The organism is Geopseudomonas aromaticivorans (assembly GCF_019097855.1).
Lineage (GTDB): Bacteria > Pseudomonadota > Gammaproteobacteria > Pseudomonadales > Pseudomonadaceae > Geopseudomonas > Geopseudomonas aromaticivorans.
The window spans coordinates 62444-84169 of record NZ_JAHRGL010000015.1 but is presented as its reverse complement, the minus strand read 5'-3'; the positions used below and the strand labels follow the sequence as shown (position 1 = coordinate 84169).

The 21726-nt window shown below is 70.5% G+C and carries 20 protein-coding genes; 14 read left to right on the top strand and 6 right to left on the bottom strand.

Annotated features, from left to right (window positions below; all coding sequences use genetic code 11):
* Positions 1 to 173 precede the first annotated feature (173 nt).
* Complete coding sequence (locus KRX52_RS06575; RefSeq protein ID WP_217680712.1) at positions 174 to 1922, bottom strand: cation:proton antiporter; 1749 nt, start codon at positions 1920 to 1922, stop codon at positions 174 to 176.
* A 218-nt stretch (positions 1923 to 2140) separates the two neighbouring features.
* Here KRX52_RS06575 and purE point away from each other — a divergent pair, with 218 nt between their 5' ends.
* From purE to KRX52_RS06555, 4 genes are all read left to right on the top strand, one after another.
* Positions 2141 to 2632: a 5-(carboxyamino)imidazole ribonucleotide mutase gene (purE, locus tag KRX52_RS06570; RefSeq protein ID WP_217680710.1), complete on the top strand. Its 492-nt coding sequence runs from the start codon at positions 2141 to 2143 to the stop codon at positions 2630 to 2632.
* An 11-nt stretch (positions 2633 to 2643) separates the two neighbouring features.
* A complete protein-coding gene (locus tag KRX52_RS06565; protein ID WP_217680708.1) occupies positions 2644 to 3726 on the top strand; it encodes a 5-(carboxyamino)imidazole ribonucleotide synthase in 1083 nt (360 codons plus the stop codon).
* A gap of 196 nt (positions 3727 to 3922) precedes the next feature.
* Entirely contained in the window at positions 3923 to 4168 is a 246-nt protein-coding gene (locus tag KRX52_RS06560) for a GlsB/YeaQ/YmgE family stress response membrane protein (protein WP_217680706.1), read from the top strand.
* A 38-nt stretch (positions 4169 to 4206) separates the two neighbouring features.
* The gene (locus KRX52_RS06555) at positions 4207 to 4728 is read left to right on the top strand and encodes a DUF3299 domain-containing protein (protein ID WP_217680704.1); all 522 of its coding nucleotides are present in this window, start codon (positions 4207 to 4209) and stop codon (positions 4726 to 4728) included.
* A 30-nt stretch (positions 4729 to 4758) separates the two neighbouring features.
* On the opposite strand, the gene pbpG is transcribed toward KRX52_RS06555, so the two are convergent.
* Complete coding sequence (gene pbpG / locus KRX52_RS06550) at positions 4759 to 5679, bottom strand: D-alanyl-D-alanine endopeptidase (protein WP_217680702.1); 921 nt, start codon at positions 5677 to 5679, stop codon at positions 4759 to 4761.
* Positions 5680 to 5844: 165 nt separating this feature from the next.
* Here pbpG and KRX52_RS06545 point away from each other — a divergent pair, with 165 nt between their 5' ends.
* The 4 genes from KRX52_RS06545 (at position 5845) to KRX52_RS06530 (ending at position 10004) form a co-directional block, all read left to right on the top strand.
* Positions 5845 to 7239, top strand: a complete 1395-nt coding sequence (locus tag KRX52_RS06545; protein ID WP_217680700.1) for an aspartate aminotransferase family protein — start codon at positions 5845 to 5847, stop codon at positions 7237 to 7239.
* 135 nt (positions 7240 to 7374) lie between these two features.
* The gene (locus tag KRX52_RS06540) at positions 7375 to 8754 is read left to right on the top strand and encodes a glutamine synthetase family protein (protein ID WP_217680698.1); all 1380 of its coding nucleotides are present in this window, start codon (positions 7375 to 7377) and stop codon (positions 8752 to 8754) included.
* A gap of 298 nt (positions 8755 to 9052) precedes the next feature.
* On the top strand, positions 9053 to 9535 hold the full coding sequence (locus tag KRX52_RS06535) for an acyl-CoA thioesterase (protein ID WP_217680697.1): 483 nt from the start codon (positions 9053 to 9055) through the stop codon (positions 9533 to 9535).
* A gap of 67 nt (positions 9536 to 9602) precedes the next feature.
* Positions 9603 to 10004 carry a DUF3301 domain-containing protein gene (locus tag KRX52_RS06530; RefSeq protein ID WP_217680695.1) on the top strand — a complete coding sequence of 134 codons (402 nt, stop codon included), beginning with the start codon at positions 9603 to 9605 and terminating at the stop codon, positions 10002 to 10004.
* Between the two features lie 13 nt (positions 10005 to 10017).
* Here KRX52_RS06530 and KRX52_RS06525 read toward each other — a convergent pair whose 3' ends face one another.
* On the bottom strand, positions 10018 to 10905 hold the full coding sequence (locus KRX52_RS06525) for an alpha/beta fold hydrolase (RefSeq protein ID WP_217680772.1): 888 nt from the start codon (positions 10903 to 10905) through the stop codon (positions 10018 to 10020).
* A gap of 109 nt (positions 10906 to 11014) precedes the next feature.
* On the opposite strand from KRX52_RS06525, the gene KRX52_RS06520 reads away from it, so the two are divergent.
* From KRX52_RS06520 to KRX52_RS06510, 3 genes are all read left to right on the top strand, one after another.
* Positions 11015 to 12784, top strand: coding sequence for a sensor histidine kinase (locus KRX52_RS06520; RefSeq protein WP_217680693.1), 1770 nt, complete (start codon positions 11015 to 11017; stop codon positions 12782 to 12784).
* Positions 12772 to 14106 carry a sigma-54-dependent transcriptional regulator gene (locus KRX52_RS06515; RefSeq protein ID WP_217680691.1) on the top strand — a complete coding sequence of 445 codons (1335 nt, stop codon included), beginning with the start codon at positions 12772 to 12774 and terminating at the stop codon, positions 14104 to 14106. The genes KRX52_RS06520 and KRX52_RS06515 overlap by 13 nt, the downstream gene beginning before the upstream one ends.
* Positions 14107 to 14281: 175 nt before the next feature.
* Entirely contained in the window at positions 14282 to 15595 is a 1314-nt protein-coding gene (locus KRX52_RS06510; RefSeq protein WP_217680689.1) for an MFS transporter, read from the top strand.
* 36 nt (positions 15596 to 15631) lie between these two features.
* Here KRX52_RS06510 and KRX52_RS06505 read toward each other — a convergent pair whose 3' ends face one another.
* On the bottom strand, positions 15632 to 16597 hold the full coding sequence (locus tag KRX52_RS06505; protein ID WP_217680681.1) for a CobW family GTP-binding protein: 966 nt from the start codon (positions 16595 to 16597) through the stop codon (positions 15632 to 15634).
* A gap of 212 nt (positions 16598 to 16809) precedes the next feature.
* On the opposite strand from KRX52_RS06505, the gene KRX52_RS06500 reads away from it, so the two are divergent.
* Positions 16810 to 17190 carry an NADH:ubiquinone oxidoreductase gene (locus KRX52_RS06500; RefSeq protein ID WP_217680680.1) on the top strand — a complete coding sequence of 127 codons (381 nt, stop codon included), beginning with the start codon at positions 16810 to 16812 and terminating at the stop codon, positions 17188 to 17190.
* 24 nt (positions 17191 to 17214) lie between these two features.
* Here KRX52_RS06500 and KRX52_RS06495 read toward each other — a convergent pair whose 3' ends face one another.
* Positions 17215 to 18126, bottom strand: coding sequence for a LysR family transcriptional regulator (locus KRX52_RS06495; protein WP_217680678.1), 912 nt, complete (start codon positions 18124 to 18126; stop codon positions 17215 to 17217).
* A gap of 166 nt (positions 18127 to 18292) precedes the next feature.
* On the opposite strand from KRX52_RS06495, the gene KRX52_RS06490 reads away from it, so the two are divergent.
* Both KRX52_RS06490 and KRX52_RS06485 read left to right on the top strand, forming a co-directional pair.
* A complete protein-coding gene (locus KRX52_RS06490) occupies positions 18293 to 19474 on the top strand; it encodes an acyl-CoA dehydrogenase (RefSeq protein ID WP_217680671.1) in 1182 nt (393 codons plus the stop codon).
* Between the two features lie 117 nt (positions 19475 to 19591).
* On the top strand, positions 19592 to 20815 hold the full coding sequence (locus KRX52_RS06485; protein WP_217680669.1) for a CaiB/BaiF CoA transferase family protein: 1224 nt from the start codon (positions 19592 to 19594) through the stop codon (positions 20813 to 20815).
* Between the two features lie 69 nt (positions 20816 to 20884).
* Here the strand turns inward: KRX52_RS06485 and aroE are convergent, their stop codons facing one another.
* Complete coding sequence (aroE, locus tag KRX52_RS06480) at positions 20885 to 21709, bottom strand: shikimate dehydrogenase (RefSeq protein ID WP_217680667.1); 825 nt, start codon at positions 21707 to 21709, stop codon at positions 20885 to 20887.
* Positions 21710 to 21726 lie beyond the last annotated feature (17 nt).

The window sequence follows — 21726 nt, the reverse complement described above, 5'->3', positions numbered from 1 at the left end:
AGGCCGTCGAACACGCGAACATCGCGCCACAGCAGGCGTTGCGGGGAACCTGCGGACATCGGACGATCTCCCTGTTGTGGGGCCGGCGCGGCGCTCTGCGAACCGCCGCGAGCAGCTCCGGCCAATCACTCTCTATATCCATTAGGTATAGGCGCTGATCGGCCAGGCGTGCCTCAGGACTCGGGCGGCTCGTGCGGGTCGAGGGTTTCCTGCAGGGCGCTGTGCAGCTGGCGATGCACGCGGACGAACCAGCGCCACAGCAGGGCGAGCAGTACGGCAGCGAGCAGGCCGATGATCAGCAGCCATTCGCGCGGCGGCAGGATGCTCGAGCTGAGCGCAGCGAGCAGCGGCAGGAAACTGCCGAGGGTCAGCAGCGGAATCAGCTCGGACAGCGCCCGGCGCACGCGGCGGGTGCGGCTGGAGTGCCCGCCCAGCTCGGCGAGCAGCAGCGACAGGGCCTTGAGCCGGTGATAGGCGGCCAGCAGCAGCGGCAGCGACAGCAGCAGCGCCGCGCCCCAGATCAGCGCCTTGTGCAGGTTGGGCTGCGGCAGCCACTGGTCGAGCCAGAGGTCGATCGGCGCGGCGAAGTAGCCGCCGCCGAGGAAGATCGCCGCCACCAGCGCCAGGTTGATGATCGCGTGCAGCAGGCTGCGCCGGATCAGCGCCGCCAGCAGGGCATGCTGACCCGGCTGGCGGATGTTGCGCAGCCAGGTGCCGTAGGCGCCGAACACCCCCGCCACATGTGCCGGCATGGCCGCGGCCAGCTGCCGCGCCAGCGGATCGGCGGCGCGGATCAGGTAGGGGGTGGTCAGGGTGGTGATCGCCGAGACCGCCACCGCCACCGGGTAGAGGAAGTCGCTGGTGACCTCGAGCTTGACCCCCAGCGCGGCGATGATGAAGGAGAACTCGCCGATCTGCGCCAGGCCCATGCCGACGCGCAGCGAGGTGCGCCCGTCGTTGCCGGTGACGAAGGCGCCGACGCCGCAGGTGAGCAGCTTGCCGAGCACCACGGCGAGGCTGATCGCGGCGATCGGCCAGGCGTAGTCGCGCAGCACCGCCGGGTCGATCAGCAGGCCGATGGCGACGAAGAAGATCGCGCTGAACATGTGGCGCAGCGGCTCGACCAGCCGCTCGATCTGCGCCAGCTGGCGCGACTCAGCCATGATCGCGCCGATCAGGAAGGCGCCCAGCACCATGCTGTAGTCCAGCTTGATCACCAGCAGGCAGAAACCGAAGCACAGGCCGAGCACGGTGATCAGCAGCGTCTCGTCGCTGCCGAAGCGCGCCACGTAGGCGAGGATGCGCGGCACCAGCAGCAGGCCCAGCAGCAGCGACACCAGCATGAACAGCAGCAGCTTGCCGAGGGTGGCGAGCACCTCGGCGGTCGCCACCGTGCCGCTGGCGGCGATGCCGGAGAGCAGGGCGACGAGGCCGATGCCGAGCACGTCCTCGACGATCAGGATGCCGAAGATCAGCTGGGCGAAGCGCTCGTGCTTCATCTTCAGGTCGCCGAGCGCCTTGACGATGATGGTGGTCGAGGAGATCGCCAGGATCGCGCCGAGAAACAGCGCATCCATGTCGCTCCAGGCGAACAGGTGGCCGAGCTGGTAGCCGAGCCAGATCATCAGCACGATCTCGAAGAAGGCGGCGAGGATCGCGGTGGGGCCGACGCGCAGCAGCCGGCGCAGGCGGAACTCGAGACCGAGGCCGAACATCAGGAAGATCACCCCCAGCTCGGCGAGGATGCGGATGCTCTGCTCGTCGCTGATCAGCACGAACGGCGGGCTGTGCGGGCCGATCAGGAAGCCGGCGACGATGTAGCCGAGCACCACCGGCTGCTGGAGGCGGTGGCACAGCACCGTCACCAGCCCGGCCGCCAGCATGAGCACGGCAAGATCCTGGATGAAGGCGATGGCAAGCATGGCGCACACTCCCGGGGCGGGGCCAGGCAACGGCGCGCATCCCCAGTTCGATGATAGGCGGGTCTGCCCGCCGCACGAACCTTTGCGATATACTGCGCGACTTTCGACCGGTCACGCAGTCCGGTCCACACTCTTTCGCAGACAAGCCACGCGCGGTTTTCCGGCGTGGCTTGTTGGTTTTTGTCGCGCCGGGCTGGCGCAGAACAAGAGGCACGACGATGAGCGCACTGGTAGGCGTGATCATGGGCTCCAAATCCGACTGGAGCACCCTCAGCCACACCGTCGACATGCTGGACAAGCTCGGCATCCCCCACGAGGTCAAGGTGGTCTCCGCCCACCGCACCCCGGACCTGCTGTTCCAGTACGCCGAACAGGCGGAAGAGCGCGGCCTGGAAGTGATCATCGCCGGTGCCGGCGGCGCCGCCCATCTGCCGGGCATGTGCGCGGCCAAGACCCACCTGCCGGTGCTCGGCGTGCCGGTGCAGTCGTCGATGCTCTCCGGCGTCGACTCGCTGCTGTCCATCGTGCAGATGCCCGGCGGCGTGCCGGTCGCCACCCTGGCCATCGGCAAGGCCGGCGCGATCAACGCCGCGTTGCTCGCCGCCAGCATCCTCGGCGGCAAGCACCCGCAGTTCCACGAGGCACTCAAGGACTTCCGCTCCAAGCAGACCGAATCGGTGCTGGAGAACCCGGACCCCCGCGAAATCTGAGGCGAACTCCCATGAAGATCGGCGTAATCGGTGGCGGCCAGCTGGGTCGCATGTTGGCTCTGGCGGGCACTCCGCTGGGGATGAACTTTGCCTTCCTCGACCCGGCGCCGGACGCCTGCGCCGCCGCCCTTGGCGAGCACCTGCGCGCCGACTACGACGACAAGGACCACCTGCGCCGCCTGGCCGACGAGGTCGACCTGGTCACCTTCGAGTTCGAGAGCGTGCCGGCCGAGACCGTGGCCTACCTCGCCCACTTCGTGCCGGTCTACCCGAGCGCCGAATCGCTGCGCATCGCCCGCGACCGCTGGTTCGAGAAGTCGATGTTCAAGGACCTCGGCATCCCCACCCCGGAATTCGCCGACATCCACTCGCAGGCCGACCTCGACGCCGCGGTGGCGGCCATCGGCCTGCCGGCGGTGCTGAAGACCCGCACCCTCGGCTACGACGGCAAGGGCCAGAAGGTCCTGCGTGCTGCCGCCGACGTGGCCGGCGCCTTCGCCGAGCTGGGCAGCGTGCCGTGCATCCTCGAAGGCTTCGTGCCCTTCACCGGCGAGGTGTCGCTGGTGGCGGTGCGCGGCCGCGACGGCGAGACGCGCTTCTACCCGCTGGTGCACAACACCCACGTCGACGGCATCCTGCGCCTGTCGGTGGCCAGCCAGGCGCACCCGCTGCAGGCGCTGGCCGAGGACTACGTCGGCCGCGTGCTGGAGAAGCTCGACTACGTCGGCGTGCTGGCCTTCGAGTTCTTCGAGGTCGACGGCGGCCTCAAGGCCAACGAGATCGCCCCGCGCGTGCACAACTCCGGGCACTGGACCATCGAAGGCTCCGAGTGCAGCCAGTTCGAGAACCACCTGCGCGCCGTCGCCGGCCTGCCGCTGGGCTCGACCGCCAAGGTCGGCGAAAGCGCCATGCTCAACTTCATCGGCGCCGTGCCGGCGGTGGAGCAGGTGATCGCCATCGACGACTGCCACCTGCACCACTACGGCAAGGCCTTCAAGGTCGGCCGCAAGGTCGGCCACGCCACCCTGCGCAGCCAGGACCTGGCGACCCTCAAGGCGCAGATCGCCAAGGTCGAGGCGCTGATCGAGGGCTGATGGCCTTCTTTCACCGTAGGGTGGGTCAGGCCGCAGGCCGTAACCCACCAACCGGCCGCGAGGCCGGCAAGGCGGATGCCTGGCGGCATCCTCGGTGGGTTACGCCGCGTTGCGGCTAACCCACCCTACGATTCCAGCGACGAGCGCTCCCGCAGGCTAGGCTGAAGGCAACTTCACCCCTTGCGGAGACTCAGTCATGGGCATCCTCGGCACCCTCCTCATCGGCCTGCTGGTCGGCGTGCTCGCCCGCTGGCTCAAGCCGGGCCGCCATCCGATGGGCTGGGTCATGACCATCCTGCTCGGCATCGGCGGCTCGATCCTCGCCACCTACGGCGGCCAGGCGCTGGGCATCTATCGCGCCGGCCAGGCGGCCGGCCTGGTCGGCGCGGTGGTCGGCGCCATCGTTCTGCTGGTAGTGTTCGGCTACCTGAAGAAACCCTGAACCGGCGCCGCGCCGCCGGTTCCCGCCACGAGACCCGCATGCGCCTGCCGTTCGTCGTCTGCCTGAGCCTGATCGCCACCCTGAGCCACGCCGCGCCCGAGGAAGTCGACTGGCTCGACCTGCTGCCCGCCGAGGACCTCGACGCGATGCTGGCGATGCCGGAGATCGGTCACGACGGCAGCGAGGGCGACAGCACCTTCTACGCCCCGGGCGGCCTCAAGCAGCAGCCGAACCTGCCGGCAGTGATGTATTCGACGCGCACGGTGGCCGAGCTGGACGAGCAGGCGCTGAGCCTGGTCGGCTACCCGGTGCCGCTGGAGCGCGAGACGGGCAGCGCCCTGCAGCGCTTCTTCCTGCTGCCCTATCCGGGCGCCTGCAAGCACCTGCCGCCGCCGCCGCCCAACCAGATCGTGCTGGTGAGCTATCCCGCCGGCATCGCCGTCGCCGACCCCTACGTGCCGCTGCGCGTCAGCGGCACGCTGAAGATCCAGGCGCAGGGCGACGCGGCCTACACGCTGGACGCCGACAGTGTCGGCGCGGTCGAGGAGATCGAGCTGTAGCCGACCGGTCTGCCGCGCTGCGCGCGCCTGTCACTCAATGTGGCTGCCGCTGGCGACCGTCTTGCGATAGGACTTGGCGCCCGCCGGCACCGGACTGCCCTTGCCGGTCTCCAGCCAGCGGCGCACGCGGGTGGCGTCGCCGATATGGCTGCGCTTGCCGGTGGTATCCAGCAGCACCATGGCCACCGGGCGGTTGGAGACCCGGGTAAGCAGCGCCAGGCAGTGGCCGGCCTCGTTGATGAAGCCGGTCTTGGTGACCTCGATGTCCCAGCCGGGGTTGCGCACCAGCGGGTTGGTGTTGTTGAAGCCCAGCACGTAGTTGGGCTTGCGGAAGGTGGCGGTCTTGCTCGGCGTGGTGCTCAGCTCGCGGATCATCGGGTACTGCCGCGCGGCCTTGAGCAGGCGCACCAGGTCGCGGGCGGTGGACACGTTGAACTCCGACAGGCCGGTCGGCTCGACGAAGCGGGTGCTGGCCATGCCCAGCGCCCGGGCCTTGGCATTCATCGCCGCGACGAAGCGCGCATGACCACCCGGGTAGTTGTGCGCCAGGGCCGAAGCGGCGCGGTTCTCCGACGACATCAGGGCCAGGCGCAGCATTTCCTTGCGGCTGATCTGGCTGTTGACCCGCACCCGCGAGTAGACGCCGCGCAGCTCCTTGGTGTCGTGGATGGTCACCGGGATGACCTCGTCCATCGGCAGCTGGGCATCGAGGGTCACCACCGCGGTCATCAGCTTGCTGATCGAGGCGATGGGCCGCACGCTGTCCGGCTTGTCGGCGAACAGCACCTGGTCGCTGTCCAGGTCGACCACCATGGCACTGCTGGAAGCCAGTTGCAGGCGTGCCGGGTCATGTGCCGCGGCGGGGCCGGCGGCGTGTGCGGTCGGGGTCAGAGCAATCCATGCGCATGACAACAGTAAAGTGAAGATTGAAGAGCGAATCTGGGTGCGCATGACGATGGCTTCGCATGAATGAAAGAAAAACGTGCCGTATTGCTGGTCACAGTATAGTGAACCGACTCGAATTCCGCGGCCTCCGCCGGCGCATCTTTACCCTCGATTGACTTTCTCGCGCCTGCGCCTCAAAGATGTGCAAAAAAAGCAACGAGGTGTTCAATCATGAGCTCCAGTGGAATCGCCGAACACGCCGTGGAAGCCCTCAGCGCCCGCGAGCGCGAGCGCTTCATCGCCGCCAACCCGCAGTCCGTGGCGCTGGCCGAGCGCGCCCGCCAGTCGCTGTTCGGCGGCGTGCCGATGCACTGGATGAGCGACTGGTCGACGCCGGCACCGCTGTTCGTCGAGCGCGCCGAGGGCGCCCGCTTCTTCGACGTCGACGGTCACGAATACCTCGACTTCTGCCTCGGCGACACCGGCAGCATGTTCGGCCATTCGCCGGCGCCGATTGCCGCCGCCCTGCGCGAACAGGCCGGCCGCGGTCTGACCAGCATGCTGCCCGGCGAGGATGCGGTGGCCTGCGGCGAGCTGCTGGCGGCGCGCTTCGGCCTGCCGTTCTGGCAGGTGGTGACCACCGCCACCGACGCCAACCGCTTCGTCCTGCGCTGGGCGCGGGCGATCACCGGGCGCAAGGTGATCCTGGTGTTCGACGGCTGCTACCACGGCACGGTCGACGAGACCCTGGTGCGCCTGCGCGACGGCCATACCGTGCACCGCCCGGGGCTGATCGGCCAGGCGCGCAACCTGACCCAGCACAGCCGCGTGGTGCCGTTCAACGACCTCGCCGCGCTGGAAGCGGCGCTGGCGCCCGGCGACGTCGCCGCGGTGCTCTGCGAGCCGGCGCTGACCAACATCGGCATGGTGCTGCCGGCGCCCGGCTTCATGGCCCGCCTGCGCGAGCTGACCCGCCAGGCCGGCAGCCTGCTGATCATCGACGAAACCCACACGCTGTCCACCGGCCCCGGCGGCTGCACCCGCGCCTGGGGCCTCGAACCGGACTTCCTCACCGTCGGCAAGGCCATCGCCGGCGGCGTGCCCTGCGCGGTGTACGGCTGCAGCGCGGAAATGGCCCAGGCCATGCATCTGGCCCGCGCCCACTCGCGCGAGATGGCCGAGGGCCACGGCCACAGCGGCATGGGCACCACCCTGTCGGCCAACGCCCTGGCCATGCACTGCCTGCGCGCCAACCTCGAGCAGGTGATGAGCGCCCAGGCCTACGAGCACATGCTGTGGCTGGCGACGCGCCTGGCCGAGGGCTTCCGGGCGCTGATCGCCCGCCACGCGCTGCCCTGGTCGGTGACCGAGCTGGGCGCGCGCTGCGAGTTCCAGTTCCGCGCCACACCACCGCAGAACGGCGCCGAGGCCGAGGCGGCCTTCCACGACAGCCTGCAGATGGCCCTGCACCTGTACCTGATCAACCGCGGCATCCTGATCACGCCGTTCCACAACATGACCCTGTGCTGCCCGCAGACCAGCGCCGGCGACGTCGACCGCCTGCTCGCCGCCCTCGACGCGGCGCTGACCGAGCTGCTGGCCATGCCCGGCGCGCGGCAGGCCTGAGCCGTGGCCCGCTACCCCTCCGGCAGCGCGCCCGGGCGCGGCTAACCAGCGCGCGGCCCGTGGCCGCGCGCACCGCAACGCCGCTGGTGCGCACGGCGCACCCTACGCCAGACCGCAGCGCAGAAGGATTGCCCCATGCACTTTGCCGACATCCAGGAAGCCGAAACTTTCCTCGCCGCCCATCCCGACGTCCACAGCATCGAGCTGTTCATCATCGACCCCTGCGGCGTGCCGCGCGGCAAGCTGCTGCGCCGCGAGGAGCTGCTGGCCATCTACGCCAGCGGCCGGCCGCTGCCGAGCAGCATCCTCGGCCTGACCATCCGCGGCGAGGATGTCGACGCCACCGGCCTGGTCTGGGACGTCGCCGACGCCGACTGCTGGGCCTTCCCGCTGCCCGGCAGCCTCGCCCTGCAGACCTGGCGCGCCACGCCAACCGCCCAGGTGCAGGTCAGCATGCACCCCGAGCAGGGCCTGCCGGCCAGCGTCGCCGACCCGCGCCACGTGCTGGCGCGCCAGATCGCCCGCCTGCAGGCCGACGGCTATTACCCGGTGATGGCCGCCGAGCTGGAGTTCTACCTGCTCGACCGCGATCGCGACGCCAGCGGCCGCCCGCAGCCGGCGCGCCAGGCCAATGGCGTGCGCCCGCAGGCGCCGCAGGTGTACGGGGTGCTCGAGCTGGAGCAGCTGGCGCCGTTCCTCGACGACCTCTACGCCGCCTGCGCCGCCCAGGGCCTGCCGGCGCGCACGGCGATTTCCGAGTACGCGCCGGGGCAGGTGGAGATCACCCTCGAGCACCGCCGCGACGCACTGCAGGCGATGGACGAGGCGGTGCGCTACAAGCGCCTGGTGCGCGGGGTGGCCAACCGGCATGGGCTGCAGGCCTGCTTCATGGCCAAGCCGTTCGGCGAGCTGGCCGGCAGCGGCCTGCACCTGCACGTCAGCCTGGCCGACGCCGACGGCAACAACCTGTTCGCCAGCGAGCTGGCCGAGCTTGACGGCGACGGCACCCTGCTGCTGCGCCAGGCCATCGCGGGCCTGCTCGACACCCTCGAGGACGGCCTGGCGGTGTTCTGCCCCAACGCCAACTCGTTCCGCCGCTTCCAGGCCAACAGCTACGCGCCGCTGGCCAGGAGCTGGGGGGTCAACAACCGCACTGTGTCGCTGCGCGTGCCGGGCGGCCCGGCGGCCAGCCGGCACATCGAGCACCGCATCTGCGGCGCCGACGCCAACCCCTACCTGGCCGCCGCCCTGCTGCTGGCCGGCATCCAGCGCGGCCTGCGCCAGCAGCTCGATCCCGGCGCGCCGGTGCAGGGCAACGGCTACGCCCAAGCCGGCGAAGTGCTGCCCACCGACTGGCTGACCGCCCTGCGCACGCTGGAGCAGTCGGACTGGGCGCGCCACGCCCTCGGCACGGACTTCCAGCGCGTCTACCTGGCGATCAAGCAGGAGGAATACCGCCAGTTCATGGCCGAGGTCGGCGAACAGGACTGGCGCTGGTATCTGGGCCATGCCTGAGATGGGGACGACCGCGTGGCGCGGGCCGGCCAACTGTTGCACTAGCGGTAAATCTGCATCCCCTATATACCGGCAATCGCCGGCGACGGGCGCCGGTAGCAACGCCAAAAAAGCCGCGCAACGCGACATTTGGCCGCAGGGTCGTCTCCGTTGGCCGCCAGTTCGTCGCCCGGCGTTTGCCGCCGCGCCGGCCGGCGCGGCGCGCGGCGCGGACCGGCCATGCAATTTGCTCGACACAGCGCCTGTGCATTCGACTAAAGTAGCGTCCTCTCCACCCGTCGAAGAGCCTGAAACACCCATGCAATCTGGTAACGCACAGCTGACCATGTCCGTCCTGATGACCCCGGACAAAGCCAACTTTTCCGGCAACGTGCATGGCGGCACCCTGCTCAAGTATCTCGACGAGGTGGCCTATGCCTGCGCCAGCCGCTATGCCGGCCGCTACGTGGTCACCCTGTCGGTGGATCAGGTGATGTTCCGTCAGCCGATCCATGTCGGCGAACTGGTCACCTTCCTGGCCTCGGTCAACTACACTGGCAGCACCTCGATGGAGATCGGCATCAAGGTGCTCACCGAGGACATCCGCAACCAGACCGTGCGCCACACCAACAGCTGCTACTTCACCATGGTCGCCGTGGATGGCCACGGCAAGTCGGTACCGGTGCCGCCGATCGACCCGCAGACCGCCGAGGAAAAGCGCCGCTACGCCCAGGCCGAGCAGCGTCGGCAGATCCGCCGCGAGCTGGAACAGCGCTACCAGGCGCTGACGGCCCACGACTGAGCCGCGCGGCCATGCCGACGCCGTCGCCCTGCCCATCCCCCTGTCCCGCGCCGCCGCGCAGGTGCGCATGCTGACGCTCGGCGAGCTGACCGCCCTGCTGCTGGCGCTCGGCGCCTGCGCCTGGCTGTGGCATGCCCATGGCGTGCACGAGCATGCCCTGCGCCTGGTGCGTGAGGCTTGCCAGCGCGAGGACGTGCTGCTGCTCGACGAAAACGTGGCGTTCCGTCGCCTGCGCCTGCAGCGCGACCGCCGCGGCCAGCTGCGCCTGGCCCGCGAGTACGCCTTCGAGTTCACCGTGACCGGCGAGCAGCGCCACAACGGGCGGATCGTGCTGTTCGGCCGCCAACCCGCGCTGATCGAGCTGGACCCGCACCCGTTCCGCGAGCCGCCCGAGGCGGTGGAGGCGGCCGGGGAGCGGGTGATCAACCTCGACGAATGGCGCCGCCGCCATCCGCCGCAGGAGCGCTGAGCCGCCGCACGCCTCAGTCGTCGCCCGCCGTTCCCAGCAGGAAACCGCTCACCCGCGCCGCACAGTCGGCCGGCTGCTCCTGCATGAAGCAGTGGCCACCGCTCACCCGCTGTGCACTGACCCGGTGATTGAGCGCGCACCAGCGCGCCACGCTCTTGCCGACGAAGGGATAGCTGGCCTGGCCGTGCAGCACCAGGGTCGGCGTGGCGACCTGCGCCAGCGCACGCCACAGCCGGCGCGGGTAGGAAGCGAAGATCTCCGCCTCGCGACTGGGCTGGCACTTCAGCTCGACGCCGCCGTCGACCTCCTGCAGCGCATGCTCGACGTAGGCGTGCAGCGCCGCATCGCTCCAGCCGCGAAAGATCCCGCGCCCGTGCAGGCCCGCGTAGGCGGCGGCACGGTCCGGCCAGCGGCTGCGCCGCTCCTTCGCCCGGCGTGCCAGGGCGTGGCGCTCCTGCAGGCCGAGCAGCTCGGACAGCGCCATCACGCCGATCATCGCCGGCGACAACAGCACCGGATCGAGCAGCACCGCGCGCCGGAACAGCGCCGGCTCGGCGGCCAGGATCAGGCCGCTGAGCACGCCGCCGAAGCTGTGCCCGCTGGCATAGCGCGGCACCGCGCCGAAGCGCCCGAGGCCGGCCTGGAACGCCTCCACGGCCAGCTCGGCGCTGCGGTTCCAGCCGTGGAAGCGGCCACCGTGGTCGCTGTCGCCATGGCCCTGGACGTCGCACAGCCACAGGTCGAAGTCGCTGGCCAGCAGGCGCAGCAGCGGCTCGTAGGTGCGCCCGCAGAAACCGTTGCCGTGCAGGAAGTGCAGCAGCGGCTTGCCCGAGGGCGTGCTGTGCCAGCCGCGCAGGGTAAAGCCGGCCGAGGAGGGGTGGGACCAGGGGTGCAGGATCATGGCGGTCAGGACGTCGCTGGCGATGTCGCGCAGTGTAGCCAGTCGCGCCGGCGCGGGGCAGGGCGGGCCCATGCTATCGTCTGCGCTCCGCTCCCGTCTGCCGCGTCCGATGCCCAGCTCCCGCCGTCTGCGCCTTGTCCTGCTCCTGCTGCCGCTCCTGGTCGGCGTGCTGCTGCTCGCCGCGCTGGCCGGCCGCCAGGCCGAGCGCCAGGCGCTGGCGCGCGAGGCCGCCCAGGCCGGCGAGCAGCTGTCGCTGTACGCCGGCACCCTGCGTACCCTGATCGACCGCTACCAGACACTGCCGGCGGTGCTCGCCCTCGACCCCGAGCTGCGCGCGGCGCTGCAGCAGCCGCTCGCTGCCGAGCGCCGCCAGCAGCTCGACCGCAAGCTGGAGGCGATCAACGCGGCGGCGCACTCCTCCAGCCTGGTGCTGATCGACCGCGACGGCCTGGCGCTGGCCGCCAGCAACTGGCGCCTGCCGACCAGCTTCGTCGGCCACAGCTATGCATTCCGCCCGTACTTCCAGCAGGCGCGCCGCCAGGGCAGCGGGCGCTTCTATGCGGTGGGCGTGACCAGCAGCGTGCCCGGCTACTTCCTGTCCCAGGCCGTGCGCGACGAACAGGGCGAGTTCCTCGGCGCCGTGGTGGTCAAGCTGGAGTTCCCCGGCCTCGAGCAGAGCTGGAGCAGCCCGGCGGAAACCATCCTGGTCAGCGACGCCCGCGGCATCGTGTTCATCGCCAACCAGCCGGCCTGGCGCTACCGCCAGCTGCAGCCGCTGAGCGCGGCCGACCACGCCGAACTGGCCGCCAGCCGCCAGTACGACCGCCAGCCACTGGAACCGCTGCAGCAGCGCACCCGCCGGGAGATCGGCGAGCATGCGCGGCTGGCCGAGGTCGACGGCCCGCAGGGGCGGCGCGACTACCTGTGGGCGTCGCTGCCGCTGCCCGGCGAGGGCTGGACCCTGCACCTGCTGCGCCAGCCGCAGAGCGTCGCCGCGGCCGGGCGCAGCGCCGCGATGGCCGCGGCCGGTGCCGCGCTGGCGCTGCTGTTCCTGCTGCTGTGGCTGCAGCAGCGCCGCCGCCTGGCGCGCCTGCGCGCGCACAACCAGGCCGAACTGGAGCGCATGGTCGAGCAGCGCACCGCCGCCCTGCGCACCGCCCAGGACGGCCTGGTGCAGGCCGCCAAGCTGGCCGCGCTGGGGCAGATGTCGGCGGCGCTGGCCCACGAACTCAACCAGCCGCTGACCGCCCAGCGCATGCACCTGGCCAGCCTGCGCCTGCTGCTCGACAGCGGCCGCCACGCCGAGGCCGGCCAGGCCGTGCAGCGCCTCGACGCCCTGCTCGAGCGCATGGCGGCACTCACCGGCCACCTGAAGACCTTCGCCCGGCAGAGCCCCGGCGGCCTGCGCGAGCGCCTGGACCTGGCCCATGTGGTCGACCAGGCCCTGCAGCTGCTCGAGCCGCGCCTGCGCCAGCTGCGCCCCGAGCTGCAGCTCGAGCTGGCCCGCCCGGCCTGGACCCGCGGCGACGCCATTCGCCTGGAGCAGGTGCTGGTCAACCTGCTGCGCAACGCCCTCGACGCCAGCGCGCAGCAGACGCCGCCGCGCCTTGCCGTGCACCTCGCCGCCGAGGATGGCCAGTGGCTGCTCGAGGTCTGCGACAACGGCGGCGGCATCGCCGCCGAACACCTGGGCTGCGTGTTCGATCCCTTCTTCACCACCAAGCCGGTGGGCGAGGGGCTGGGCCTCGGCCTCGCGGTGTCCTACGGTATCGTCCGCGAACTGGGCGGCAGCCTGAGCGCCGGCAACCGCGACGCCGGCGCCTGCTTCAGCCTGCGCCTGCCCATCGACCCGGCCGAGGAGCCCCCATGCAATCAGTGATCGTCATCGACGACGAAGCGAGCATCCGCGAGGCGGTGCAGCAGTGGCTGGAACTGTCCGGCTTCGCCGTGCGCGTGTACGAGCGTGCCGAAGCCTGCCTGGCGGCGCTGGAGCGCGATTTCGCCGGGGTGATCCTCAGCGACGTGCGCATGCCCGGCCTCGACGGCCTCGGCCTGCTCGAGCGCCTGCAGGCGCAGGATCCTGAGCTGCCGGTGATCCTGCTCACCGGCCACGGCGACGTGCCGATGGCGGTGGAAGCGATGCGCCACGGCGCCTACGACTTCCTGGAAAAACCCTTCGCCCCGCAGACCCTGCTCGCCAGCCTGACGCGCGCCCTCGACAAGCGCCGCCTGGTGCTGGACAACCGCCGTCTGCGGCGCCGCGTCGACGCCGCCGGGCAGCTGGAGGCGCGCCTGCTCGGCGCCTCGCCGGTCATGCAGCACCTGCGCGCGCAGGTGCTGGAGCTGGCAGCGACGCCGGTCAACGTGCTGCTGCGCGGCGAAACCGGCAGCGGCAAGGAGCTGGTGGCGCGCTGCCTGCACGACTTCGGCCCGCGCGCCGAGCAGCCCTTCGTCGCCCTCAACTGCGCGGCGATTCCGGAGCAGCTGTTCGAGAGCGAGCTGTTCGGCCACGAGAGCGGCGCCTTCACCGGTGCCCAGGGCCGGCGCATCGGCAAGCTCGAGTACGCCAGCGGCGGCACCCTGTTCCTCGACGAGATCGAGAGCCTGCCGCTGGCGCAGCAGGCCAAGCTGCTGCGCGTGCTGCAGGAGCAGCAGGTCGAGCGCCTCGGCGCCAACCGCAGCATCGCCGTCGACCTGCGGGTGGTCGCCGCGACCAAGCCGGACCTGCAGGCCGAGATCGCCGCCGGGCGCTTTCGCCAGGACCTGTACTACCGCCTCGCCGTCGCCGAGCTGCCGCTGCCGCCGCTGCGCGAGCGCCGCGAAGACATCCCGCTGCTGTTCCAGCGTTTCTGCGAGGCGGCCGGCGCCCGCCTGCAGCGCCCGGTACGCCTGCTCGACGGCGCGCTGCTCGGCCAGCTGCTCGGCCACGACTGGCCGGGCAACGTGCGCGAACTGGCCAATGCCGCCGAACGCCATGTACTGGCGCTGGCCCGCCCGGCCAGCGCCGAGAGCAGCGGCGCCCCGTCGCTGGCCGAACGACTGGAGGCCTTCGAGGCGCAGTGCCTGCGCGCCGCGCTGAGCCGCCACCGCGGCGACATCAAGGCGGTGCTCGAGGACCTGCAGCTGCCGCGACGCACCCTCAACGAGAAGATGCAGCGCCACGGCCTGAGCCGCGAGGCGTTCCTCCCCGCCGGCGAATAGCGGCGCCAGCCATCGGCGGATTCTTGCCGACGCTCCACCGCCGACCGGCAACAATCCGCCGAGCGATGCCGCGAAACCCTTGATCCACGGGGCCTGCAGCCCTGGCACGCATCCTGCTGAGTGCTCTATCCAGGCGCGCCGTCGCCTGCCCATAACAATGATCAGAGGATTCGTGATGGAAGCTTCCGCCACCCTGTCTGTCGCCGCAGCGCCAAGAACCACCTCGCAACGGGTCAAGTCGATCTTCAGCGGCTCGATCGGCAATCTCGTCGAGTGGTACGACTGGTACGTCTACGCCGCCTTCTCGCTGTACTTCGCCAAGGCCTTCTTCCCCCAGGGCGACCAGACCGCGCAGCTGCTGAATACCGCGGCGATCTTCGCCGTGGGCTTCCTGATGCGTCCGGTCGGCGGCTGGCTGATGGGCATCTATGCCGACCGTAAGGGGCGCAAGGCCGCGCTGCTGGGCTCGGTGCTGCTGATGTGCTTCGGCTCGCTGCTGATTGCCCTGACCCCCAGCTACGAAACCATCGGCGTCGCCGCGCCGATCCTGCTGGTGGTGGCGCGCCTGCTGCAGGGCCTGTCGGTCGGCGGCGAGTACGGCACCTCGGCCACCTACCTCAGCGAGATGGCGACCAGCGACAAGCGCGGCTTCTTCGCCAGCTTCCAGTACGTCACGCTGATCTCCGGCCAGCTGATCGCCCTGGCGGTGCTGATCGTCCTGCAGCAGACCCTCAGCGTCGAGCAGCTGGAAAGCTGGGGCTGGCGCATTCCGTTCCTGATCGGCGCGCTGTGTGCGGTGGTCGCCATGCTGCTGCGCCGCGGCATGGAGGAAACCGAATCCTTCAGCAAGAAGCAGGACAAGGCCGTACCGAAGGAAAGCCTGCTGCGCACCCTGCTGCGCCACCCCAAGGCGGTGCTCACCGTGGTCGGCCTGACCATGGGCGGCACCCTGGCCTTCTACACCTACACCACCTACATGCAGAAGTACCTGGTCAACAGCGTCGGCATGAGCAAGGCCGACTCGACCATGATCTCGGCCGCCACCCTGTTCCTGTTCATGCTGCTGCAGCCGATCGTCGGCGCGCTGTCGGACAAGATCGGCCGCCGGCCGATCCTGATCGCCTTCGGCGTGCTCGGCACCCTGTGCACCTACCCGATCCTCAGCACGCTGCAAAGCATCCAGACCTGGTGGGGCGCGTTCTTCCTGATCATGGCCGCGCTGGTGATCGTCAGCGGCTACACCGCGATCAATGCGGTGGTGAAGGCCGAGCTGTTCCCCACCGAGATCCGCGCCCTCGGCGTCGGCCTGCCCTACGCGTTGACCGTGTCGATCTTCGGCGGTACCGCCGAGTACGTCGCCCTGTGGTTCAAGAGCGTCGGCCTGGAGAGCGGCTTCTACTGGTACGTCACCGCCTGCATCGGCTGCTCGCTGCTGGTCTACCTGTTCATGAAGGACACCCGCGACCACTCGCTGATCGACCGCGACTGAGTCCGTCATCCGCGGCCCGGCGCCCGCCGGGCCGTTTCACACCCGGCAGGCGGCCAGTCCGGCCTGCAGCGCCGGCGCATCCTGAGCGGTGGCAAAGATCAGCTCCAGCCGCGAATCCTTGCGCCACTCGCTGGCGCGCCAGGCCAGCGCCGCGCCGTCCAGGGCGTTGGCGCTGTACCAGCCCCCGTCCGCGCCGTGCAGAACCAGCTTGGCGCGCCGCCAGGGCAGGGCGGCCAGCCAGGCGGCGACCTGGTCGCGGTCGAAGCGTTGGCTGGGGTGCCAGCGCCAGCCGACGCTCCAGCCGCCGTCCTCCTCGTGAACCTGACAGATCGGCTGCGCCGGGTCGCTCCACAGCGCGGGCAGACTGCCAGCACCTGTGGGTAACTTTTTCTCCTCGCCACCTTGCTGCGCTGTCGCCCGGATGCCCGGCAATTCGGCCAGCGCCAGGCGGCCCTGTTCGGTCCAGCGCAGCGGTCGCGCCGGCAGCTGGGCGGCGAGCAGGGCGCGGGCGGTGGCATCCAGCGATTCGCTCTTGTTCAGCAGCAGCAGGCCGGCGTCGCCCAGCGCCGCCTGCTGCGCCGGCGGCAACGGTCGCCCGGCGGCCAGCGCGGCGGCGTCCAGCACCACCACGCTGGGCTGCACGCTGAGCACCTCGCGCCACGGCTCCTCCTGCAGCTGGCGCAGCAGCTCGGCCGGGTGGCCTAGCCCGGACGGCTCGATCAGCAGGCGGTCCGGCCGCGCCTGGCGCAGCAGGCGGCCGAGGCCGACCTGGAAGGGCGCGCCGTTGACGCAGCACAGGCAGCCGCCGGCCACCTCGCCGAGGGCGATGCCGTCCTCACTGGTGGTCAGCAGGGCGGCGTCGAGGCCGATCTGGCCGAACTCGTTGATCAGGATCGCCCAGCGCTCGCCCGCCGGCTTCTGCGCCAGCAGCTCGCGGATCAGCGTGGTCTTGCCGGCGCCCAGCGGGCCGGCGATCAAGTGGGTGGGGATGTGCTTGAGCATGGTCTTCTGTGGATAACTCTGGGGGTAACCTGTGTCGAGCTGTGGACAACCACTCAGGAAGGTCATCCGAACGCCCCCACACGGCGGGCGCCGGACAGATCGCAGCTTACCGGCAAAGCGCGATGGCCGCCCGCGCCAGCCAGCGGCCAGGCAGGTAAACTGCGCGCCCGGCTCCCGCACGGAGCCCCGTCCAGCCACTGCGGAGCCCGACCATGCGCCACCTCGCCCTTTTCCTGCTCGCCGCCCTGCCGCTGCCCGCGCTGGCCGAGGCCTGCATGGTGCACAGCCAGGGCCAGGGCGTGGCGGTGCAGGTCTGCCAGCAGAACGTCAGCATCCCCAAGGGGCTGTTCCACGATGGCTTCTGCCAGCCGAAGCTCAAGGACCAGGAGATCAAGGTCGAGTTCGTCGAGCAGTGCCCCGAGGGGGCCTACGGCATCTGCAGCGGTGCCCAGGCGGGCGGCCCGGCCTACCGCCAGGACATCCACTACTACGGCGTGGCCAGCGACGCGCGCTTCCTGCAGCCGTTCTGCGAAAAGCAGAGCGGCGGCAAGTGGCAGAAGCCGCTGAAGAGCGCCGCGCCCACCCGACCCTGACCGCCCGGCCGCGCTCGTGCCGGCTCATGCCAGGCCGGCCTCCTGGCGGTAGCGCTGCGCCTGGTCGAGCAGCCAGGCGCGGAAGGCGCGCAGCGCCGCCAGTTCCAGCTTGCGCTCGGGGATGACCAGGTAGTAGGCCTTGTCGCTCAGCTGCAGGGCATGCGCCAGCGGCACCACCAGGCGGCCCTCGGCCAGCTCGCGCTCGATCATCAAGGGCGGGATCAGCGCCACGCCCATGCCGTGCATGGCGGCCTGGGCGAGCATGGAGAACAGCTCGTAGCGCGGCCCGCGCATATCCCCCTCGACCTGCAGGCCGAGCGAGCCGAACCACTGGCGCCAGGCGTAGGGGCGGGTGCTCTGCTGCAACAGCGGCAGGGCGGCGAGCTGGCCGGCGTCCAGGCGATCGAGCGGGGCGAGCAGCTCCGGGCTGCACACCGGCAGCGGGTTCTCGCGCATCAGGAAGTCGGCGGCGGTACCCGGCCAGTCGCCGTCGCCGAAGTACAGCGCGGCGTCGAACTCGGTGTCGGCGAACAGGAACGGCCGGGTGCGGTTGGTCAGGTTGACGGTGACCTCGGGGTGCAGGCGCTGGAAGTCCTTGAGGCGCGGCAGCAGCCACTGGGTGGCGAAGGTCGGCACCACCGCCAGCTCCAGGCTGGTGCTGCCCTGCTGGCCCATCACCGCCAGGGTGTCGCGCTCCACGGCATCCAGCTGGGCGGCGATGCGCCGGCCGTAGGACAGCCCCTCCTCGGTGAGCATGACGCCGCGGCGGGTGCGGCGGAACAGCTCGACGCCGAGGAACGCCTCCAGCGCGGCGATCTGCCGGCACACCGCGCTCTGGGTCAGCGCCAGCTCCTCGGCGGCCTTGGTGAAGCTCTGGTGGCGCGCCGCCGACTCGAAGGCGACCAGCGCGGCAGTGCTGGGGATCTTGCGACGCATGTGCAACAGCCTCACTCTCCACAGGGCAGAAAGCCGCCTGCAGCCTTCTCGGAATGAGAAATTAGCACAGCAGCGTGCGAAATCCTCGTTTGCCGCCCGCGCCACGGCGACCTAGGATCAAGCCATCCAACCCCGCACCGACAACAAGATCTCGAGGATTGCGCCCATGGCCGCCAACGCCCGCTTCAACTGGGAAGACCCGCTGCTGCTCGACCAGCAACTCACCGACGAGGAGCGCATGGTGCAGGGCAGCGCCCGCAAGTTCGCCGCCGACAAGCTGGCGCCGCGGGTGCTGGAGGCCTTCCGCCACGAGCACACCGATCCGGCGATCTTCCGCGAGATGGGCGAGACCGGCCTGCTCGGCGCGACCATCCCGGTCGAGTACGGCGGCAGCGGTCTCAACTACGTGTGCTACGGGCTGATCGCCCGCGAGGTGGAGCGCATCGACTCCGGCTACCGCTCGATGCTCAGCGTGCAGTCCTCGCTGGTGATGCTGCCGATCTTCGAATTCGGCAACCAAGCCACCCGGCAGAAGTACCTGCCCAAGCTGGCCAGCGGCGAGTGGATCGGCTGCTTCGGCCTGACCGAGCCGAACTTTGGGTCCGACCCCGGCGCGATGATCAGCCGCGCCCGCAAGGTCGACGGCGGCTACCGCCTGAGCGGCAGCAAGATGTGGATCACCAACAGCCCGATCGCCGACGTGTTGGTGGTGTGGGCCAAGGACGATCAAGGCGAGATCCGCGGCTTCGTGCTGGAGAAGGGCTGGGCGGGCCTGAGCACCCCGGCGATCTACGGCAAGGTCGGCCTGCGCGCCTCGATCACCGGCGAGATCGTCATGGACAACGTGTTCGTCCCCGAGGAAAACGCCTTTCCCGAGGTGCGCGGCCTCAAGGGTCCGTTCACCTGCCTGAACTCGGCGCGCTACGGCATCAGCTGGGGCGCGCTGGGCGCCGCCGAGGCCTGCTGGCATACCGCCCGCCAGTACGTGCTGGACCGCCAGCAGTTCGGCCGCCCGCTGGCCGCCAACCAGCTGATCCAGAAGAAGCTGGCCGACATGCAGACCGAGATCACCCTGGCCCTGCAGGGCTGCCTGCGCCTGGGGCGGATGAAGGACGAGGGCAGCGCCGCGGTGGAGATCACCTCGATCATGAAGCGCAACAGCTGCGGCAAGGCGCTGGACATCGCACGGATGGCGCGCGACATGCTCGGCGGCAACGGCATCAGCGACGAGTTCGGCGTGGCCCGCCACCTGGTCAACCTCGAGGTCGTGAACACCTACGAGGGCACCCACGACATCCACGCGTTGATCCTCGGCCGCGCGCAGACCGGCATCCAGGCGTTCTTCTGAGCGCTCGCCACCCGGCGCCGTCGCGGGCGTAGGGTGCGCCATCTAGGGCGTATGGTGTCTGACGCGCACTATCGTTCGCTATCCGGTGCGCATGGCGCACCCTACGGAGCAATGTCCATGTCCGGTGCCCTGTCCCATCTGCGCGTCCTCGACCTGTCCCGCGTGCTGGCCGGCCCCTGGGCCGGGCAGATCCTTGCCGACCTCGGCGCCGAGGTCATCAAGGTGGAGCGCCCCGGCGCGGGCGACGACACCCGCCACTGGGGCCCGCCGTTCCTCAAGGACGCCGCGGGCCGCGACACCGCGGAGGCGGCCTACTTCCTGTGCGCCAACCGCAACAAGCGCTCGCTGACCGTCGACTTCACCTGCGCGGAAGGCCAGCGCATCGTCCGCGCCCTGGCGGCGCAGTCGGACATCCTGCTGGAGAACTTCAAGGTCGGCGGCCTGGCCGCCTACGGCCTCGACTACGCCAGTCTGCGCGAGATCAATCCGCGGCTGATCTACTGCTCGATCACCGGCTTCGGCCAGGACGGTCCCTACGCCCAGCGCGCCGGCTACGACTTCATGATCCAGGGCCTCGGCGGGCTGATGAGCCTGACCGGGCGCGCCGCGGGCGAGGAGGGCGCCGGGCCGCTGAAGGTCGGCGTGGCGCTGACCGACGTGCTCACCGGGCTGTACGCCAGCACCGCGGTGCTCGGCGCGCTGGCGCACCGCGAGCAGTCCGGCGAAGGCCAGCATATCGACCTGGCCCTGCTCGACGTGCAGGTGGCCTGCCTGGCCAACCAGGCGCAGAACTACCTGACCACCGGGGTGGCGCCACGGCGCATGGGCAACGCCCATCCGAACATCGTGCCGTACCAGGACTTTCCGACCGCCGACGGCGACTTCATCCTCACCGTCGGCAACGACGGCCAGTTCCGCCGCTTCTGCGCCGTTGCCGGCCACCCGGAATGGGCCGACGATCCGCGCTTCGCCAGCAACAGCGCGCGGGTTGCCCACCGCGAGGTGTTGATCCCGCTGATTCGCCAGGCCACGGTGTTCAAGACCACCGCCGAGTGGGTCGCCGCTCTGGAGGCGGCCGGCGTGCCGTGCGGGCCGATCAACGATCTCGCCCAGGTGTTCAACGATCCGCAGGTGCTGGCCCGCAGGCTGCGGGTCGAGCTGGCGCACCCGCTGGCCGGCACGCTGGCGCAGGTGGCCAGCCCGCTGCGCCTGTCGGCCACCCCGGTGGAGTACCGCCACGCACCGCCATTGCTCGGCGAGCATACCGAGCAGGTGCTCAGCGAGCGGCTGGGGCTGGATGCCGCGGCCATCGCCGGACTGCGCGCACGGGGAGTGATCTGAGCATCGCTGCCGGCCACCGGGAGCCTTGAGCCAGGCCTTGCGCCCGGCCGTTTCTGCGCTGCGCCGCGCTCAGCCCTGGGCCAGCAGCCGGCGCAGCTCGGCCAGCACCGGTGCCGAGTCCGGGCGCACGCCGCGCCAGACGAAGAACGCCTCGGCGGCCTGCTCAACCAGCATGCCCAGGCCATCCAGGGTGCGCGCCGCGCCGTGCTCGGCGGCCCAGCGATTGAAGGCGGTCGGTTCCTTGGCATACATAATGTCGTAGCACACCGTGTGGCCCGGACGGATCAGGCTCGGCGCGATCGGCGGCAGCTCGCCGGCCAGGCTGGCCGAGGTGCCGTTGACAATCAGGTCGACCGGCGCGTCGATCCAGTCGAAGCCGCTGGCCAGCAGCGGGCCGAGATCGGCGAAGGCGCGCGCCAGTTCCTCGGCCTTGGCCACCGTGCGGTTGGCGATCACCAGCTCCGCCGGCTGTTCGGCCAGCAGCGGCGCGAGCACGCCGCGCACCGCGCCGCCGGCGCCGAGCAGGAGGATGCGCTTGCCGGCCAGCGCGAGGCCGGCGTTGACGGTGAGGTCGCGTACCAGGCCGGCGCCGTCGGTGTTGTCGCCGAGCAGGCGGCCGTCGTCCAGCTTCTTCAGGGTGTTCACCGCGCCGGCGCGCGCGGCGCGCGCGGTCAGTTCGTCAGCCAGGCGGAAGGCCTCTTCCTTGAACGGCACGGTGACGTTGGCACCCAGGCCCTCGGCGAAGAAGGCGCGGGCGAAGCCGGTGAAGTCGTCCAGCGGCGCCAGCAGGGCGTCGTAGCTGAGCGGCTCGCCGGTCTGCGCGGCGAACAGGCGGTGGATCAGCGGCGACTTGCTGTGGCCGATGGGGTTGCCGAACACGCAATAGCGGTCCATGGGGGTCCTCGGAACGG

Coding starts and splice junctions, on each gene's coding strand:
- KRX52_RS06545 (WP_217680700.1), top strand. CDS start 5,845: ATGAGCTCCAGTGGAATCGCCGAACACGCCGTGGAAGCCCTCAGCGCC.
- KRX52_RS06530 (WP_217680695.1), top strand. CDS start 9,603: ATGCTGACGCTCGGCGAGCTGACCGCCCTGCTGCTGGCGCTCGGCGCC.
- KRX52_RS06555 (WP_217680704.1), top strand. CDS start 4,207: ATGCGCCTGCCGTTCGTCGTCTGCCTGAGCCTGATCGCCACCCTGAGC.
- KRX52_RS06505 (WP_217680681.1), bottom strand. CDS start 16,597: ATGCTCAAGCACATCCCCACCCACTTGATCGCCGGCCCGCTGGGCGCC.
- KRX52_RS06490 (WP_217680671.1), top strand. CDS start 18,293: ATGGCCGCCAACGCCCGCTTCAACTGGGAAGACCCGCTGCTGCTCGAC.
- KRX52_RS06540 (WP_217680698.1), top strand. CDS start 7,375: ATGCACTTTGCCGACATCCAGGAAGCCGAAACTTTCCTCGCCGCCCAT.
- KRX52_RS06575 (WP_217680712.1), bottom strand. CDS start 1,922: ATGCTTGCCATCGCCTTCATCCAGGATCTTGCCGTGCTCATGCTGGCG.
- KRX52_RS06515 (WP_217680691.1), top strand. CDS start 12,772: ATGCAATCAGTGATCGTCATCGACGACGAAGCGAGCATCCGCGAGGCG.
- KRX52_RS06495 (WP_217680678.1), bottom strand. CDS start 18,126: ATGCGTCGCAAGATCCCCAGCACTGCCGCGCTGGTCGCCTTCGAGTCG.
- KRX52_RS06565 (WP_217680708.1), top strand. CDS start 2,644: ATGAAGATCGGCGTAATCGGTGGCGGCCAGCTGGGTCGCATGTTGGCT.
- KRX52_RS06485 (WP_217680669.1), top strand. CDS start 19,592: ATGTCCGGTGCCCTGTCCCATCTGCGCGTCCTCGACCTGTCCCGCGTG.
- KRX52_RS06500 (WP_217680680.1), top strand. CDS start 16,810: ATGCGCCACCTCGCCCTTTTCCTGCTCGCCGCCCTGCCGCTGCCCGCG.
- purE (WP_217680710.1), top strand. CDS start 2,141: ATGAGCGCACTGGTAGGCGTGATCATGGGCTCCAAATCCGACTGGAGC.
- KRX52_RS06525 (WP_217680772.1), bottom strand. CDS start 10,905: ATGATCCTGCACCCCTGGTCCCACCCCTCCTCGGCCGGCTTTACCCTG.
- KRX52_RS06535 (WP_217680697.1), top strand. CDS start 9,053: ATGCAATCTGGTAACGCACAGCTGACCATGTCCGTCCTGATGACCCCG.
- aroE (WP_217680667.1), bottom strand. CDS start 21,709: ATGGACCGCTATTGCGTGTTCGGCAACCCCATCGGCCACAGCAAGTCG.
- KRX52_RS06560 (WP_217680706.1), top strand. CDS start 3,923: ATGGGCATCCTCGGCACCCTCCTCATCGGCCTGCTGGTCGGCGTGCTC.
- KRX52_RS06510 (WP_217680689.1), top strand. CDS start 14,282: ATGGAAGCTTCCGCCACCCTGTCTGTCGCCGCAGCGCCAAGAACCACC.
- pbpG (WP_217680702.1), bottom strand. CDS start 5,679: ATGCGCACCCAGATTCGCTCTTCAATCTTCACTTTACTGTTGTCATGC.
- KRX52_RS06520 (WP_217680693.1), top strand. CDS start 11,015: ATGCCCAGCTCCCGCCGTCTGCGCCTTGTCCTGCTCCTGCTGCCGCTC.